The organism is Methylobacterium sp. E-012, assembly GCF_057836545.1.
Window position 1 is genome coordinate 4,503,701 of record NZ_JBYQEY010000001.1, and the last position, 12,516, is coordinate 4,516,216.

A 12,516-nucleotide genomic window follows, 5' to 3' on the forward strand; every position below is an offset into this window, starting at 1 on the left:
CGCCGGGCAACCTCAGCGATTGTTGCCTGAAGATCGTCCTATTGGCCTATCGCACAGATCGTACGGAAGCTTTTCGAAGATCCGCGCGCATGGCAGCGTTTGAATATTGAGCCCCTATCCCGGCGCGGCGACCGCCCCGCGGGACACGGCTATCGACCGGTTTCAGACCTCGACCCGGTAATGGATCGGCTTGAAGCTGCCGTTGTTCGATTGCAGGGCCGAGCAGGCGGTCAAGCCGATGATCAGGTCGGTCTCGGCGACGAACACGATCCTGTCTCCGGCCCGACTCAAGGGCGGCGCGACGGTGAGCGCTCCGGTCGCCCCGTCGATCGGCACGTTCATGAAGCAGTTGAACGCGACCGGGATCGCGTCCGGCGCGATGCCGTAGGGGGCGAGCGCCGCCGCCAGATTGCCGAAGCAGCCGCGATGGGGGTCGGTGTCGCCGTAGATGATCCGGAACGTGTCGGCCGAGCACGGGGTCAGCAGGAAATCGTGGCGCCCGACCGTGTCCTCGACGATGCGCAGGAGCACGTTCGAGCGGTTGGAATAGAGCGGGTCGCCGGTGGTGAGGTAGATCCGGCTGGCGTAATCGAGGGTCCGCCCGGAGGAGATCACCTCGCCCGTGTCGTGGCGGTTGTAGGCGACGAGATCGGCCACCTGCTCGCCGCGGGGGTCGATCACCGTCAGGCGCTGCCCCCGGTCGAGGGTGAAGGCAACGCCGGAGCGCGGCTCGATCTGCTGAACGTCCGCCCGGTCCATGATGTCTCCGCTCCCGCCACGCGTCTGCCGGCAACGCCGCTGGCGCTGCCGCGATCCGATCCCTCAGCCGCCATTTGCCGGGAAGAGGCCGTCGAGCGACAGGGACGGGGGATGCCACGCGTCCGTGGCCGGAGCGTCGGGCGCCGCGGGGCGGCCCTGCATCGGGCAGCGCCAATCGGCCCCGACCACGCGGCCGCTATACTGGCGGGCCTCCGAGGTTTCGCCGTGGCGCGCCAGCATCGGGTTGAGGCTGCCGGCCAGGGCCTCGTCGCGCTCCAGGATCGAGGCACGCAGCTTCTCGTAGCGGCCCTCGGCGCGCAACCGCTCGAATTGCGCGTGCAGATTGAAGACCAGCACGGGGGAGGAGAAGCACCGCGCCGGGCGGCTCGCGTTGGGGTGAAGGCCGACCACGAAGAACGCCTCGCCGCCGAAGCTCAGGGAGAAATGCGAGTTATCCGGATCTTCCGCCACCCGGGAATCGTGCGGCTGGCCGAGCCAGGCATCCTTGTCGGTGAGGGATTGCGCGCGCGCCCAGAGGTTGCGCTCGAAGCCCTCCTCCGAGAGGTCGCCCGGGCCCTCGAAGACGACGGCGAAGCTCTGGAACAGGTCCGGCTGCAGGCGGTAGCGCGCCACGAAGGCGAGCAGCGCCGGGTAGATCCGCATATCGTCCCAACCGGAGGTGATGTCCCGGGCTACCACGATCGTCATCCGGCCGCGCGACAGCGCCGACTTGGCGCCGACGCAGGGAAAGGGCGGGTTGCGGATGAACTCGCGGAAGGCCTCGGCACGGGGGTGCTCTCGGTCGTCGCGGGGAAACTGCATGCGGTCGGTGCTCATGTTCTGCGCAAGGCTGCCGCGGGAGAAGGCAGCCCATGTGCGGGACTCCGGCAACCCGACACCCGTGCAGTCGTTCCGGCCTGCGACAGGTCGTCCGTGGATACGGTGAATCGATCGGCGGGGCGGAAAGGATTTTCCCGGGCGAGATAAGATCACCGATAGATCTGCGCCGCGCGATAAACATAGATCAAGTTGTGGAAGACTCGGACATCCGGCCGCGAGGCAGCGTTTTGCTGCCGCGTGCCGGGTCGAGATCGGGATCCCCCGAGACGGATTCGGGGTCAGCGCCGTCCCGCCGCGCGCGCCCCGCGATGCGCCGCCGCCGCGTCGCCGAACGCCTCGAACAGTGCCCGGTTGATCGGGTTCGTCGCCGGATCGTGCTCGGCATGCCACTGCACCCCGAGGGCGAATCCCGCCGCGTCGCGGATCCGGATCGCCTCCACGGTCTCGTCCTCGGCGACGCCCTCGATCACCACCCGCGCGCCCGGCTCCAGGATGCCCTGGCCGTGCAGGGAATTCACCCGGATGGTCTCCCGCCCGATCAGCCGCGCGAAGGTGCCGCCGGGCGTCAGGCGGACCGCGTGGCGGTCGGCGAAGATCAACTCCAGATCCGGGTGGATCTCGCCATTCTCCAGGCGCGGCATCCGGTGGTTGAGCCGGCCGGGAAGCTCGCGGATCTCCGGGTGCAGGCTGCCGCCGAAGGCGACGTTCATCTCCTGGAAGCCGCGGCAGATGCCGAACAGCGGCACGCCGCGGGCCACGCAGGCCTCGATCAGCGGCAGCGCCACGGCGTCGCGGGCCTCGTCGTAGGGTTCGTGCGCCGCGCAGGGCTCGGCCCCGAACCGGGTCGGGTGGACATTGGCGCGGCCGCCGGTCAGCAGGACACCGTCCACCGTGTCGAGGAGGTCGCCGAGATTGGTGATCGCCGGGGCGGCGGCGAACATCAGCGGCAGGACGCCGGCCACCGTGGCCAGCGCCCGCATGTTGTTCTCACCGACGATCTGCGCCGGGAACCGGTTGTCGAGCAGGCGCGCGTTTCCGATGACGCCGATCACGGGTCTCGCCATCGTTCCGGCTGCTCCTTCCCGGCCTGGCCGCGGGTCCTGTCCCGTGCGGCTGGCTCTACGACCCTGGCAAGGCCGGCGCCAGTCCCCGCGTTCAGAGCAGGCCGATGGCCTTCGCCTCCGCCCGCAGCGCCTCGGCGACCTGCGTGGGTGCCTCCTCGTGCGCCAGGTGACCCAGGCCCCGGATCAGCGCCACGCGGGCGTCGGGCAGGCGGTCGCGCACCGCGAAGGCGGTGTCCGGCAGGATCGCCCGGTCGTCGCCGCCGACGATCAGCAGGGTGCGGGTCGCGAGCCCCGGCAGCGCCCGGTGCAGGCCCGCGAGGTCCCAGTTCGCCATCATGCCCAGCGCCCCCCGGACATGGCCGGCCCGGGCGAAGAGCCGCCGGTACAGATCGACGCCCTGCGGGTCGAGGCGCGAGCCGGTCCCCTCGATCAGCCGCTTGGCCGCCGACCGGTCCGCCGTCCAGGCGAAGATTTTCGGGGTGAACGGGTTGAGGAACAGGAGCCGCGCCATGCTGGGGAATAGCAGGCTGGCCGCCCCGGGCAGCGGCGCCAGGGCACCGTTGAACGCGGCCAGCAGCCGGGGCGCGATGGCGCCGTCGAGGCACATCCGCGCCAGCACCGCCGCACCGGCCGAGTGGCCCGCCGCCACCACCGGCGGTCGCCCGAGCGCCGCCACGAGGCCCGCCACCGCCCGGGCCATGCCGGGCAGCGACAGGTCGGCATCCGGCAGCGGATCGGTGAATCCGTGGCCCGGCAGGTCCGGGGCGGTCACGAAGAAATCCTCGGCCAGGAGCGGCGCGAGCCCGCGCCAGGAATGGGTCGCCGCCCCGGTTCCATGCAGCAGCAGCAGGGCCGGCGCCTCGGGTCGGCCGAATTCCTGAACGTGCCAGCGCAGGCCCGCCGCCTCGACGAAGCGGCTCGCCGCCCGGTGCGGCCAGTCCCGGCCATCCACCGCCCAGTCCGGACGGTCCGCATCGCGGAGATTCAGCACCGGCCGCCATCCTGCATTGCACCAAAGCCAGCCAAGGTTCGGAGGCCTGCGCTATCGTGCTGGGTTGGAAGTATTTCGTAACATACTGTAAAAGCATGCAGAAACCGCATGCCACCGCTGCCGGAAACCGGATTGCTGCGTCGCAGCAAAAACGGCATCACGGATGCGAGAGCTGACCCTGCACAGCGCGCACCACTGGAACCGGCCATGATCGTCTTCACCTCCTCCACCGAGCACTTCGCCGCCTCGACCCCGGGCCGCTGGACGTTCCGCGGCCTGTTCCGCGAGATGCTGAACGCATGGATGTCCCACAACCAGCGCGTGGCCGATATCGGCGCCGGCATCCATCTCTGATCAGAGTTCAACGGCGTTCGTTGAACCGGGCCATCGCGATGCTTAGAGCGCGGCCCGCACGGCCGCGCTGAGCCGCCCGGCATCGGCGCGCGGCAGAATCAGATAGCGGGCGGCCATGGCCTCTGCGACCGCGCGCGCGCCTTCGCCACGGGCGCCGGTATCGATCACCAGGGCCGGCAGCCCGGCCGCACGGAGCGCGCGGGCCGCCTGCAGGGCCTCGGCCCCGGCGCGGGCCCGTCCGCCCTCCCCCGACCGGGCGACGTTGGCGCGCCCGTCCGTCAGCAGCACGATCACCGGCCGGCTGCCGCTCCGGCGCACCCCCAGTGCCACGCCGAGCGCCGCGTCGATCCCCGCCGCGAGCGGCGTCCCGCCCCCGCCCGGCAGCCCCGAGAGCCCGCGCTTCGCCCGGGTCAGGGAGCGGGTCGGCGGCAGGACCAGCTCCGCGCCGGTCCCGCGGAAGGCCACCAAAGCCACCCGGTCGCGCCGGACATAGGCCTCGGCCAGCAGTAGCTCGACCGCACCCTTGGCCTCGGCCAGCCGCTCCAGGGCGGCCGAGCCGGAGGCGTCGACGCAGAACACCGTCGTGGTCTCGGTCCGCTGCCGCAGGATCCGGATCCGCAGGTCGTCCCGCCGAACAACGAGGCGGCGCGTCTCCTCGCCCCCGCGCCGCAGGGCCTGCCAGGGCGCAGCCGCCCGCAGGGTCGCGAGCAGATCGAGGCGCCCGCGCCGCGGGTCGCCCCGGCGGCTGCCGATCGGGCGGCCGGTCCGCGCCGCCGCGAATTGACCCGCCCGCCCGGCCTTCGCGGCCGAGAGACGCGCCCCCCCCGCCATCAGCTGATCGAGCAGCCCCGCCGGGATCGCGGCGCGCACCGCCTCGAGCACGCGCGCGTCGGCCGGCTCGGCCGCGTCCGGCGCGTCCCGGTCCTCCGAGGGGGGCGGGGGCGGCGCCTCCGCCTCCTCCGTCCGCGGCTCCTCGGGCATGGGCAGGCGCGTGGCGCGCGGGGCCAGGACCAGGCGGGCCGCCGCGGTGATCTCCGCCGTGCCGACCGGGCGATCCGCCGCGAGCCATCGCGCCACGCGGGCTGCCAGGATCGGTCCGCGCAGGGAGTCGACACCGAGCGCCTCCGCCAGCCGGCACAGGGTGCCGAGCGGGTCGGGCTCCGCGGCCGCGTCGGGCTCGGCGTCGGCGGGGGCGGCGTCGCAATCGCCGATCCCGACGCCGCCGAGGTCGATCCGGAAGGCGAGACGGTCGGCCAGGGCCTCGGCGACGGTCTCGTCCGCCTCGCCCTCGTCGAGGAGGATCAGGCCGAACCGTGCCGGCCGGTCCGACGCGGTGCCGGTGTCGAGGGCGGCGGCGAGCCGCGAGGCGGTGCCGGGCGGCAGGCGCTCGGCCATGGGCACGACGACGATCCCGCCATCGGCCTGCGCCAGCAGGCCGGCCCGGGTGATCGCACGGCCGGCCGCCAGAGTCGCGGCGAGGTCGAGGCCGCCGAGCAGGCTGTCATCGCCGATCGCGGGCGGCAGGCGCCGCCAGGGTGTCCCGGGCGGGAGCGCGGCGCGCAGGGTTTCGAGCCAGCGCTCGCGGACCGGACCGGGCGGCGCTCGGACGACCGCACCGCCGAAGGCGGCCGGATCGGCGGCGAGCAGCAAGGCGGCACAATGAGCGTCGGTCCAAACGCCCGGCGCGCTCCCTCCCCCCTCCGCGGGGGAGGGTGGCCCCCGAAGGGGGTCGGGAGAGGGCAACCCGGCATCCGAAGGGGGCGCGGCCTTCAAGGAGGCCGCAGCCCACTTCTGCACCGCTGCTCCCCTCTCCCGACCCTCGCTGACGCGAGGGCCACCCTCCCCCGCAGAGGGGGGAGCCAGAGGCGGCGCGTGCCTCACGCAAACACCTCCGCCAGCGCCCGCTCCACCCGGGCGGTGGAGCCGGACTCGTCGAGCGGGTTGCGGCGCAGGCGGTGGCGCAGGGCGGCCGGGGCGATGCGGCGGAGGTGGTCGTCGGTGACCGTCTCGGCGCCGTCGAGGGCGGCGAGCGCCCGGGCGGTGCGCATCAGGGTCAGCTCGCCGCGCAACCCGTCGGTGCCCAGCGCCAGGCAGAGCCGCGCCGCGCGCTCCAGGGCGGCATCCGGGACGCTCAGGGACGGCAGCCGCTCCCGCGCCAGCAGGATCTGTTTTTGGATTTTCCGCTCGTCGCCGGATCGTGCGGCGCAGAACCCCTCGGGGTCGCGCTCGTAGGCGTCGCGGGCACGCACCACGGCGATCCGGGTGGCGATGTCCTTCGGGGTCGCGACCTCGCAGGCCAGCCCGAACCTGTCGAGGAGCTGCGGGCGCAACTCCCCCTCCTCCGGGTTGCCGGAGCCCACCAGCACGAACCGCGCCGGGTGGCGCAGCGATAATCCCTCGCGCTCGACGGTGTTGACCCCGGAGGCTGCCACGTCGAGCAGCAGGTCCACGAGGTGGTCCTCCAGGAGATTCACTTCATCAATATACAAAAAACCGCGGTTGGCCCGGGCGAGCAGCCCCGGCTCGAACGCCTTCACCCCGGCGCCGAGCGCCCGTTCCAGATCGAGGGTGCCGACCACCCGGTCCTCGGTGGCCCCCAGCGGTAGATCCACCACCGGCACCGGTTTCTTTTCGGACTTTTTCCGCGCGCCCGGCAGGCTCGCGCAGTGGGGGCAGCTCTCCGCTGGGCTGTCGGGATCGCAATTGTACGGGCAGCCGACCACCGCCCGCATCGGCGGCAGCAGGGCGGCGAGCGCCCGGATCGCCGTGGACTTGCCGGTGCCGCGGTCGCCGAAGACCAGCACGCCGCCGACCGCCGGGTCCACCGCGGCGATCAGCAGCGCCTGGCGCATCTCGTCCTGGGCGACGATGGCCGAGAAGGGGAAGGTGGGCACGCAGAACTCACACTGTGCCCCCTCTCCTCCCCCTTGCGGGGAGGAGCCGGAGGTGGGGGTGGCGCAGGATAGGTCGAAGCGGTGCCATCTGCACCACCCCCACCCCTACCCCTCCCCGCAAGGGGGAGGGAAGAGCGCCCTACTCCGCCGCCTTCTGCCGGAGCCCGATCCGCCCCCAGATCGTGGCGAGCGCCTCGACGAGATGCCCGATATCGGCATCCGTGTGCAGCGGCGACGGGGTGATCCGCAGGCGCTCGGTGCCCCGGGCGACGGTGGGGTAGTTGATCGGCTGCACGTAGATGCCGAACTCGTCGAGCAGGGTGTCGGAGATCCCCTTGCAGAGCACGGGATCGCAGACCATCACCGGCACGATGTGGCTGTCGTTGGGCATGGTCGGGATGTCGGCGGCCTCGAGCGCCTGCCGGACCTTCGCCACGCGCTCCTGATGCCGGGCGCGCTCGGCGCCGCTCGCCTTCAGGTGGCGGATCGAGGCCGCCGCGCCCGCCGCCACCGCGGGCGGCAGGGATGTCGTGAAGATGAAGCCCGAGGCGAAGCTGCGCACGAAATCGCAGAGCTTCTCCGAGGCCGTGATGTAGCCGCCATGCACCGCGAACGCCTTGCCCAGGGTGCCCTCGATCACGTCAAGCCGATGGGCGACGCCGTCGCGCTCCGAGATGCCGCCGCCCCGGGCCCCGTACAGGCCGACCGCGTGGACCTCGTCCAGGTAGGTCAGCGCCCCGTGGGCCTCGGCCACGTCGCAAATCTCGGCGATGGGGGCGATGTCGCCGTCCATCGAGTAGACCGACTCGAACGCCACCAGCTTCGGCCGTGCCGGGTCGATGAGCCCGAGCTTCCGGTTCAGGTCCTCCGGGTCGTTGTGCCGGAAGATGTGGCGCTCGGCCCGGGAGAAGCGGATGCCCTCGATCATCGAGGCGTGGTTCTCAGAATCGGAGAAGACCGCGCAGTTCGGCAGCCGCGAGGCCAGGGTCCCGAGTGCCGCCCAGTTCGACACGTAGCCGGAGGTGAACAGGAGCGCCGCCTCCTTGCCGTGGAGGTCGGCGAGCTCCTGCTCCAGGAGCACGTGGTAGTGGTTGGTCCCCGAGATGTTGCGGGTGCCGCCGGCGCCGGCGCCGCAGCGGTCGATCGCCTCGTGCATCGCCCCGGTGACGGTTGGGTGCTGGCCCATGCCGAGATAATCGTTGGAGCACCAGACCGTCACGGGCCGCGTGCCGCCGCCATGGTGGTGGGTGGCGTGGGGAAAGTTGCCGGCGTGACGCTCGAGGTCGGTGAAGACCCGGTAGCGCCCCTCCCGGTGGAGACCGGCGATCTCGCCTTCGAAGAAGGTCTCGTAATCCATGTCGCCTCTCCCCGAATAAACCCTGCGGGTTGATCCCGCCTGTGACACCGGATTTCGCACGAGACCAATTCCAGATTGGTGGACATGCGTCGTCCGGCTGCGATCCCTCGACCTAAACGTGATCCGGCGGTCTCGCCGCTTCCCCGGACGCCCGGGCCGGCAGGCTCCAGCGCCACAGCTCCGCCGAGGGCAGCGGCAGCATCAGGAACCAGTGCTCCAGGGTGGCGAGCGCCGTCAGCGTCGCCAGGACCGTGAAGCCGATCAATTCGTGCTCCAGCAGGTCGGCGCCCAGGGCCGCGCGGCCCAGCAGCGCCGCCGCGAGGGTCCCGAGGCTGACCGAGACCGGGAACAGCAGGTTCATCGGCTTCCGGGACAGATAGCAGGCCAGGTAGCCGAGATGGTCCGGCAGGAACTCGGCGTGGAGGTTGCGCACGCCCAGGAACAGGTTGAGCCGCGCCGAGAGGTTCATCACCACCAGGGCGCCGTAAGTCCACAGGGCGAAGCGGTTGGGGCTGCCCCAGACCAGCGCCAGGATCGCCACGCCCCCGATCACGATGGCGAATTCGTGCCACAGGCTGGTGGCCAGCGCCGCCAGGAACCGGTCGAACCCCCGCAGACCCGGCGCGCAGGCGGCGGGTCGCGGGCCCGACAGGAAGCCCATGTAGTAGCTCATCTCCTGCCAGCCCCAGACGACCAGGGCCGCCGTGAAGGCCGTGTAGGCCCCCGTCCCGCTCGTGTCCCCGGCGCTGGCGCGGATCGCCACCAGGGCGGCGGCGAGCAGCAGGGTCGCCCCAGCCATGCTCCACGGATGCGTCCGCCGCGGGGCGTGATCGAGCAGCAGGATCAGCCCGGTGGAGAACCACCAGAGCAGCACCGCGTAGAGCATCGGGGTTGCGAAGGTCGCCATCCTACCAGACCGGCTGGAGGCGGATGTCGGCCGGCAGGGCGTTGGCCTTGACCGGCAGCAGGTAGAGCCGGACGAAGGTCGCGGCCGCCCGGAGGATCTGGATGCCGTGCAGGACCTTGCCCACGGGACCGCCCCGGGCCTTCGCCTCGGCGATCGCCCGGGAGCAGGCGAGCAGCCGGTCGAGCCCCGACTTGAACTTCGGGTTGTCGAGGTCGAGTTCCAGCGGGAACGTCTGCTTCGAGATCTCCGAGGTGATCCGGAACACCTTGAAATCGTAGTCGCTGGGATCGACCCCCAGCGCCTTGTGGAAGGCCGGGCGGTGATGGTCGCGCACGTACATCGTGGCGAAGACCGCGAGCAGGAAGAACCGGATCCAGTAGCGATTCACGCCGCTCGTGAGCTTCGGGTTCGCCCGCATCAGCAGGGCGAAGGCCTCGCCGTGGCGGAACTCGTCGTTGCACCACAGCTCGAACCACTTGAAGATCGGGTGGATGCGCCGCTCCGGATGCCGCTCCAGCTCGCGGAAGATGGTGATGTAGCGGGCGTAGCCGATCTTCTCCGACAGGTAGGTCGCGTAGAAGATGAATTTCGGCCGGAAGAACGTGTATTTTTTGGACTTGGTCAGGAATCCCAGGTCCACGCCGATGCCGAAATCCTTGAGCGTATCGTTGATGAAGCCGGCGTGGCGCGCCTCGTCCCGGCTCATGAAGCCGAACAATTCTTTGATGTCTTTGTTCTTGGCGCGTTTTCTCATCTCGGCATAGAGCACGCAGCCCGAAAATTCCGCGGTGATCGAAGACACCAGGAAATCCAAAAACTCCTTCCGCAGCTCGGGCTCCATCTGCGACAGGTCGCAGTCGAAGTCGGCGTTGCGGGTGAAGTGGCGCTTGTTCGGGTCGGCGCGTAGCTCGGCGATGAGCAAATCCCAGTCGCGCCGCACCGGCTCGACGTTCGTCCGGTCGAGCTCGACGAAATCCGTGGTGTAGAAGCGCGGGCTGAGGAACGTCGTCTCCTGCGCGGCCTTGGTCGACTCGTTGACCGGGGCCTTCGGGATGGGCTGACCTGAGAGCGGTGCGACGGGTGCGTTCACAGCTTCCTCCGCTCGGAAAAGCTGACCTCGTAGAGTTCGGTCAGTTCGAGATGGGCGATGAGCTTGGTCCAGGCCCGCTCCAGCGGGCCGGCCCGGGTGACGGTGGCGGTGCGGCGCACGGTCAGCCGCTCGCCGTAGGGCACCGCGGTCGGCGCGTCGTGGACCTGGACTTCGTCGCCGGGCTCGATCTCGAATCCGGCATCCAGGGTGACGTGGGCGTGCAGGCTCTCGGGAGTCTGCTCGATCTCCACGGTGCAGGGCACGGTGACGGTGCGACTGCCGAACAGGGCCATCAGCGCAGCTCCGTGACGGGGCCGGCCTGCCCGGGCAGCAGCCGCGCGAAGGCCCCGGCATTGGTCGGCCCGAAGGCCTCCAGCGGAACTTGGCGGCCGGTGGCCTCGTCGGCCAGCGACAGGCGGCCGTCATCGTAGCGGGTCAGGCTGAAGGGCTGGTCCGGGCCGAGGCCGCCGCGCTGGCGGGCCTGGGCGAGGCCGCGCAGCGTCCCGCGCAAAAAGCCGTCCTCGCCCGGGCGGATCCAGGCGACGATCTGCCGGTCGGCGATGTTGCGCAGGGCGATGGAGCCATCGACCTGATCCTCGGCACGGAATTCGAGCCGCGCCACCGGCTTGGCGGGCGGCAGGGCGACCAGGCCGACCCCCTCGCTCCGGCCGATCAGGACCGCGAGCATGCTGAAGCCCATCAGCGCCCCGGCACCGATCATCAGCAGGGCCGGCGCCGGACCCGCCACGGGTCGTCCGGTGACGGCCCGTGCCGTGGCTCGGCCGGCGTTCTTCGCCTGCTCGCCCATTGCCCCCTCCCTACTCGGCCGCGACGAGGCGGCCGGGATTCTCGTCCACTCGGCCCATACGGGCGACCCGAACCGGAGGCGCGGTGCCGTCGGCATGGGCTTCGAGCGCCCGCGCCAGCAACGCCGCCACCGCCTCCGCACCCGGGACGGAGCGCAGCATGGGCTCCGTTCGGGTGAGATGCCAGGGCCGGGCATGCGGCCAGAGCTGAAAGTAGGCTATACGCGTACCCGGCCGCAACCGTAGAGGCAGATCGCCGCTGCCATCCGTGAAGGCGCGCAGGGCCGCGCCGTCGACCTGGGCGAAGGGCAGGTTGTGGGTCACCGGCAGGGCGATGCCGGTCTGCAGCACGATGCGGCGGTTGGTCACCGTGTAGAGCGTCGCCCGGTGGGTGAGCCACGCGAGCACCCAGAGCAGCACGACGGCGGCGCCGCCGGTCAGGAGGGTCGGTCCCAGCACCCTCAGCGCGGCCCCGGGCGAGCCGGCGGCGAGGCCGAAGGCCAGGGCGCAGGCGGTGAACCACGCGATCACCAGGCGGGCGTGGAACACCCGCACCAGCAGACCCGTGGTGGTGGGCGCCCCCTGCCACAGGATGCGCTCGCCCGCCGGGAGCGGGCCGGGCAGCCCCCGCAGGGTGCCCTCTGGGAGGAAATCGCCGCTCATATCAGGGGCTCCGCGCGGGCCGGGGTGGCGTAGAGCGTGCCGGCGCCGAAATACGAGACGATCCGCTCCTCCTCCAGGAAGGTGACGCTGTCGGGATCGCGGGTCGCGGGGATGTCGGCGAACTGGCTGGCCAGCAGCGCCTCGGTCTTCACCGTCTTGGTGAAGCCGCCCGCCCGGCAGAAGGTGGTCGGCATCAGCCGGCGGCCGCCGGTCGTGAGTTCCACCTCGTAGTAGCGGATCAGCGATTCGCCGCGGTCCACCCAGACGTCGCTGACGACGCCCGCCACGCCGTTGTCAGTGCCGAACACGGTCATGCCGATCGGGTTCGGGCCGTCCTCGTGCACGACGAAGTTCGTCGCCACCCGCAGGGGTACGATCCGGATCTCGTTGTCCCAGGTCCTGTCATGCACATCGTGCCGCAGCACCCAGGAACCGGGGCCGACGCCCGCCTGGAGGGAGGACTCCGTCCGCTCGTAGGGGGCGCCCGGCCAGGGCTCGACCTTGCGGGCGGGGATGCCGGTCTCGATGTCGTCGCGGCCATGCACCGCCTGGGGCGCGTAGGTGGTCTCCCCGCCCGGCAGGTGGAAGGCCTTGGAGCGCGGGATCAGGAACGGGTCCGTGGTCTTGCGCAGCCCGACCGCCTCGTTCTCCAGCGGGTAACCCTCCCGGCGGTCCTCGCGGCGCAACCAGAAGACCAGCCCCGCGAAGAACAGGAAAAAGGCGTAGAGCACGACCTGGGCGACGTCGACGTAACCCGTAAGTGCGCCGGTTGGCATGGCTGACCTCCCCGT

The 12,516-nt window shown here is 71.3% G+C and carries 14 protein-coding genes; 1 reads left to right on the top strand and 13 read right to left on the bottom strand.

All coding sequences use genetic code 11. From position 1 onward, the window contains the following. Window positions 1-162: 162 nt before the first annotated feature. The 4 genes from AC3IF1_RS21555 to bchO all read right to left on the bottom strand — a co-directional run bounded on the left by AC3IF1_RS21555 (window position 163) and on the right by bchO (window position 3,654). Window positions 163-759 carry a DUF1989 domain-containing protein gene (locus tag AC3IF1_RS21555; RefSeq protein ID WP_243970500.1) on the bottom strand — a complete coding sequence of 199 codons (597 nt, stop codon included), beginning with the start codon at window positions 757-759 and terminating at the stop codon, window positions 163-165. A 63-nt stretch (window positions 760-822) separates the two neighbouring features. Then, window positions 823-1,581, bottom strand: a complete 759-nt coding sequence (gntA, locus tag AC3IF1_RS21560; RefSeq protein ID WP_489219264.1) for a guanitoxin biosynthesis heme-dependent pre-guanitoxin N-hydroxylase GntA — start codon at window positions 1,579-1,581, stop codon at window positions 823-825. A 296-nt stretch (window positions 1,582-1,877) separates the two neighbouring features. Next, window positions 1,878-2,663 carry a gamma-glutamyl-gamma-aminobutyrate hydrolase family protein gene (locus tag AC3IF1_RS21565; RefSeq protein ID WP_489219265.1) on the bottom strand — a complete coding sequence of 262 codons (786 nt, stop codon included), beginning with the start codon at window positions 2,661-2,663 and terminating at the stop codon, window positions 1,878-1,880. 91 nt (window positions 2,664-2,754) lie between these two features. After that, entirely contained in the window at window positions 2,755-3,654 is a 900-nt protein-coding gene (gene bchO / locus AC3IF1_RS21570; protein ID WP_489219267.1) for an alpha/beta fold hydrolase BchO, read from the bottom strand. Between the two features lie 207 nt (window positions 3,655-3,861). Here bchO and AC3IF1_RS21575 point away from each other — a divergent pair, with 207 nt between their 5' ends. Further along, window positions 3,862-4,008: a hypothetical protein gene (locus AC3IF1_RS21575; RefSeq protein ID WP_243970491.1), complete on the top strand. Its 147-nt coding sequence runs from the start codon at window positions 3,862-3,864 to the stop codon at window positions 4,006-4,008. 42 nt (window positions 4,009-4,050) lie between these two features. Here the strand turns inward: AC3IF1_RS21575 and AC3IF1_RS21580 are convergent, their stop codons facing one another. The 9 genes from AC3IF1_RS21580 to puhA all read right to left on the bottom strand — a co-directional run bounded on the left by AC3IF1_RS21580 (window position 4,051) and on the right by puhA (window position 12,501). Further along, complete coding sequence (locus AC3IF1_RS21580) at window positions 4,051-5,751, bottom strand: magnesium chelatase subunit D (RefSeq protein ID WP_489219268.1); 1,701 nt, start codon at window positions 5,749-5,751, stop codon at window positions 4,051-4,053. A 134-nt stretch (window positions 5,752-5,885) separates the two neighbouring features. Then, a complete protein-coding gene (gene bchI, locus AC3IF1_RS21585; protein ID WP_489219270.1) occupies window positions 5,886-6,902 on the bottom strand; it encodes a magnesium chelatase ATPase subunit I in 1,017 nt (338 codons plus the stop codon). A 139-nt stretch (window positions 6,903-7,041) separates the two neighbouring features. Next, a complete protein-coding gene (gene hemA, locus AC3IF1_RS21590) occupies window positions 7,042-8,259 on the bottom strand; it encodes a 5-aminolevulinate synthase (RefSeq protein WP_489219272.1) in 1,218 nt (405 codons plus the stop codon). Between the two features lie 112 nt (window positions 8,260-8,371). After that, window positions 8,372-9,166, bottom strand: a complete 795-nt coding sequence (puhE, locus tag AC3IF1_RS21595; protein ID WP_243970483.1) for a putative photosynthetic complex assembly protein PuhE — start codon at window positions 9,164-9,166, stop codon at window positions 8,372-8,374. A 1-nt stretch (window position 9,167) separates the two neighbouring features. Continuing rightward, the gene (acsF, locus tag AC3IF1_RS21600; RefSeq protein WP_489219273.1) at window positions 9,168-10,256 is read right to left on the bottom strand and encodes a magnesium-protoporphyrin IX monomethyl ester (oxidative) cyclase; all 1,089 of its coding nucleotides are present in this window, start codon (window positions 10,254-10,256) and stop codon (window positions 9,168-9,170) included. After that, window positions 10,253-10,549 (bottom strand): hypothetical protein, encoded by a 297-nt coding sequence (locus AC3IF1_RS21605; protein WP_243970479.1) that lies wholly within the window; start codon window positions 10,547-10,549, stop codon window positions 10,253-10,255. The genes acsF and AC3IF1_RS21605 overlap by 4 nt, the downstream gene beginning before the upstream one ends. Further along, entirely contained in the window at window positions 10,549-11,064 is a 516-nt protein-coding gene (gene puhC, locus AC3IF1_RS21610; protein ID WP_489219275.1) for a photosynthetic complex assembly protein PuhC, read from the bottom strand. The genes AC3IF1_RS21605 and puhC overlap by 1 nt, the downstream gene beginning before the upstream one ends. A gap of 10 nt (window positions 11,065-11,074) precedes the next feature. Next, the gene (gene puhB, locus AC3IF1_RS21615) at window positions 11,075-11,725 is read right to left on the bottom strand and encodes a photosynthetic complex putative assembly protein PuhB (RefSeq protein WP_489219276.1); all 651 of its coding nucleotides are present in this window, start codon (window positions 11,723-11,725) and stop codon (window positions 11,075-11,077) included. Next, window positions 11,722-12,501, bottom strand: a complete 780-nt coding sequence (puhA, locus tag AC3IF1_RS21620; protein WP_243970473.1) for a photosynthetic reaction center subunit H — start codon at window positions 12,499-12,501, stop codon at window positions 11,722-11,724. Before puhA ends, puhB begins: the two co-directional genes overlap by 4 nt. Window positions 12,502-12,516 lie beyond the last annotated feature (15 nt).

Excerpts from the sequence above, each read along its gene's own strand:
- AC3IF1_RS21575 (WP_243970491.1), top strand. The coding sequence starts at position 3,862 with ATGATCGTCTTCACCTCCTCCACCGAGCACTTCGCCGCCTCGACCCCG.
- puhC (WP_489219275.1), bottom strand. The coding sequence starts at position 11,064 with ATGGGCGAGCAGGCGAAGAACGCCGGCCGAGCCACGGCACGGGCCGTC.
- hemA (WP_489219272.1), bottom strand. The coding sequence starts at position 8,259 with ATGGATTACGAGACCTTCTTCGAAGGCGAGATCGCCGGTCTCCACCGG.
- gntA (WP_489219264.1), bottom strand. The coding sequence starts at position 1,581 with ATGCAGTTTCCCCGCGACGACCGAGAGCACCCCCGTGCCGAGGCCTTC.
- puhE (WP_243970483.1), bottom strand. The coding sequence starts at position 9,166 with ATGGCGACCTTCGCAACCCCGATGCTCTACGCGGTGCTGCTCTGGTGG.
- AC3IF1_RS21605 (WP_243970479.1), bottom strand. The coding sequence starts at position 10,549 with ATGGCCCTGTTCGGCAGTCGCACCGTCACCGTGCCCTGCACCGTGGAG.
- AC3IF1_RS21565 (WP_489219265.1), bottom strand. The coding sequence starts at position 2,663 with ATGGCGAGACCCGTGATCGGCGTCATCGGAAACGCGCGCCTGCTCGAC.
- puhA (WP_243970473.1), bottom strand. The coding sequence starts at position 12,501 with ATGCCAACCGGCGCACTTACGGGTTACGTCGACGTCGCCCAGGTCGTG.
- AC3IF1_RS21555 (WP_243970500.1), bottom strand. The coding sequence starts at position 759 with ATGGACCGGGCGGACGTTCAGCAGATCGAGCCGCGCTCCGGCGTTGCC.
- puhB (WP_489219276.1), bottom strand. The coding sequence starts at position 11,725 with ATGAGCGGCGATTTCCTCCCAGAGGGCACCCTGCGGGGGCTGCCCGGC.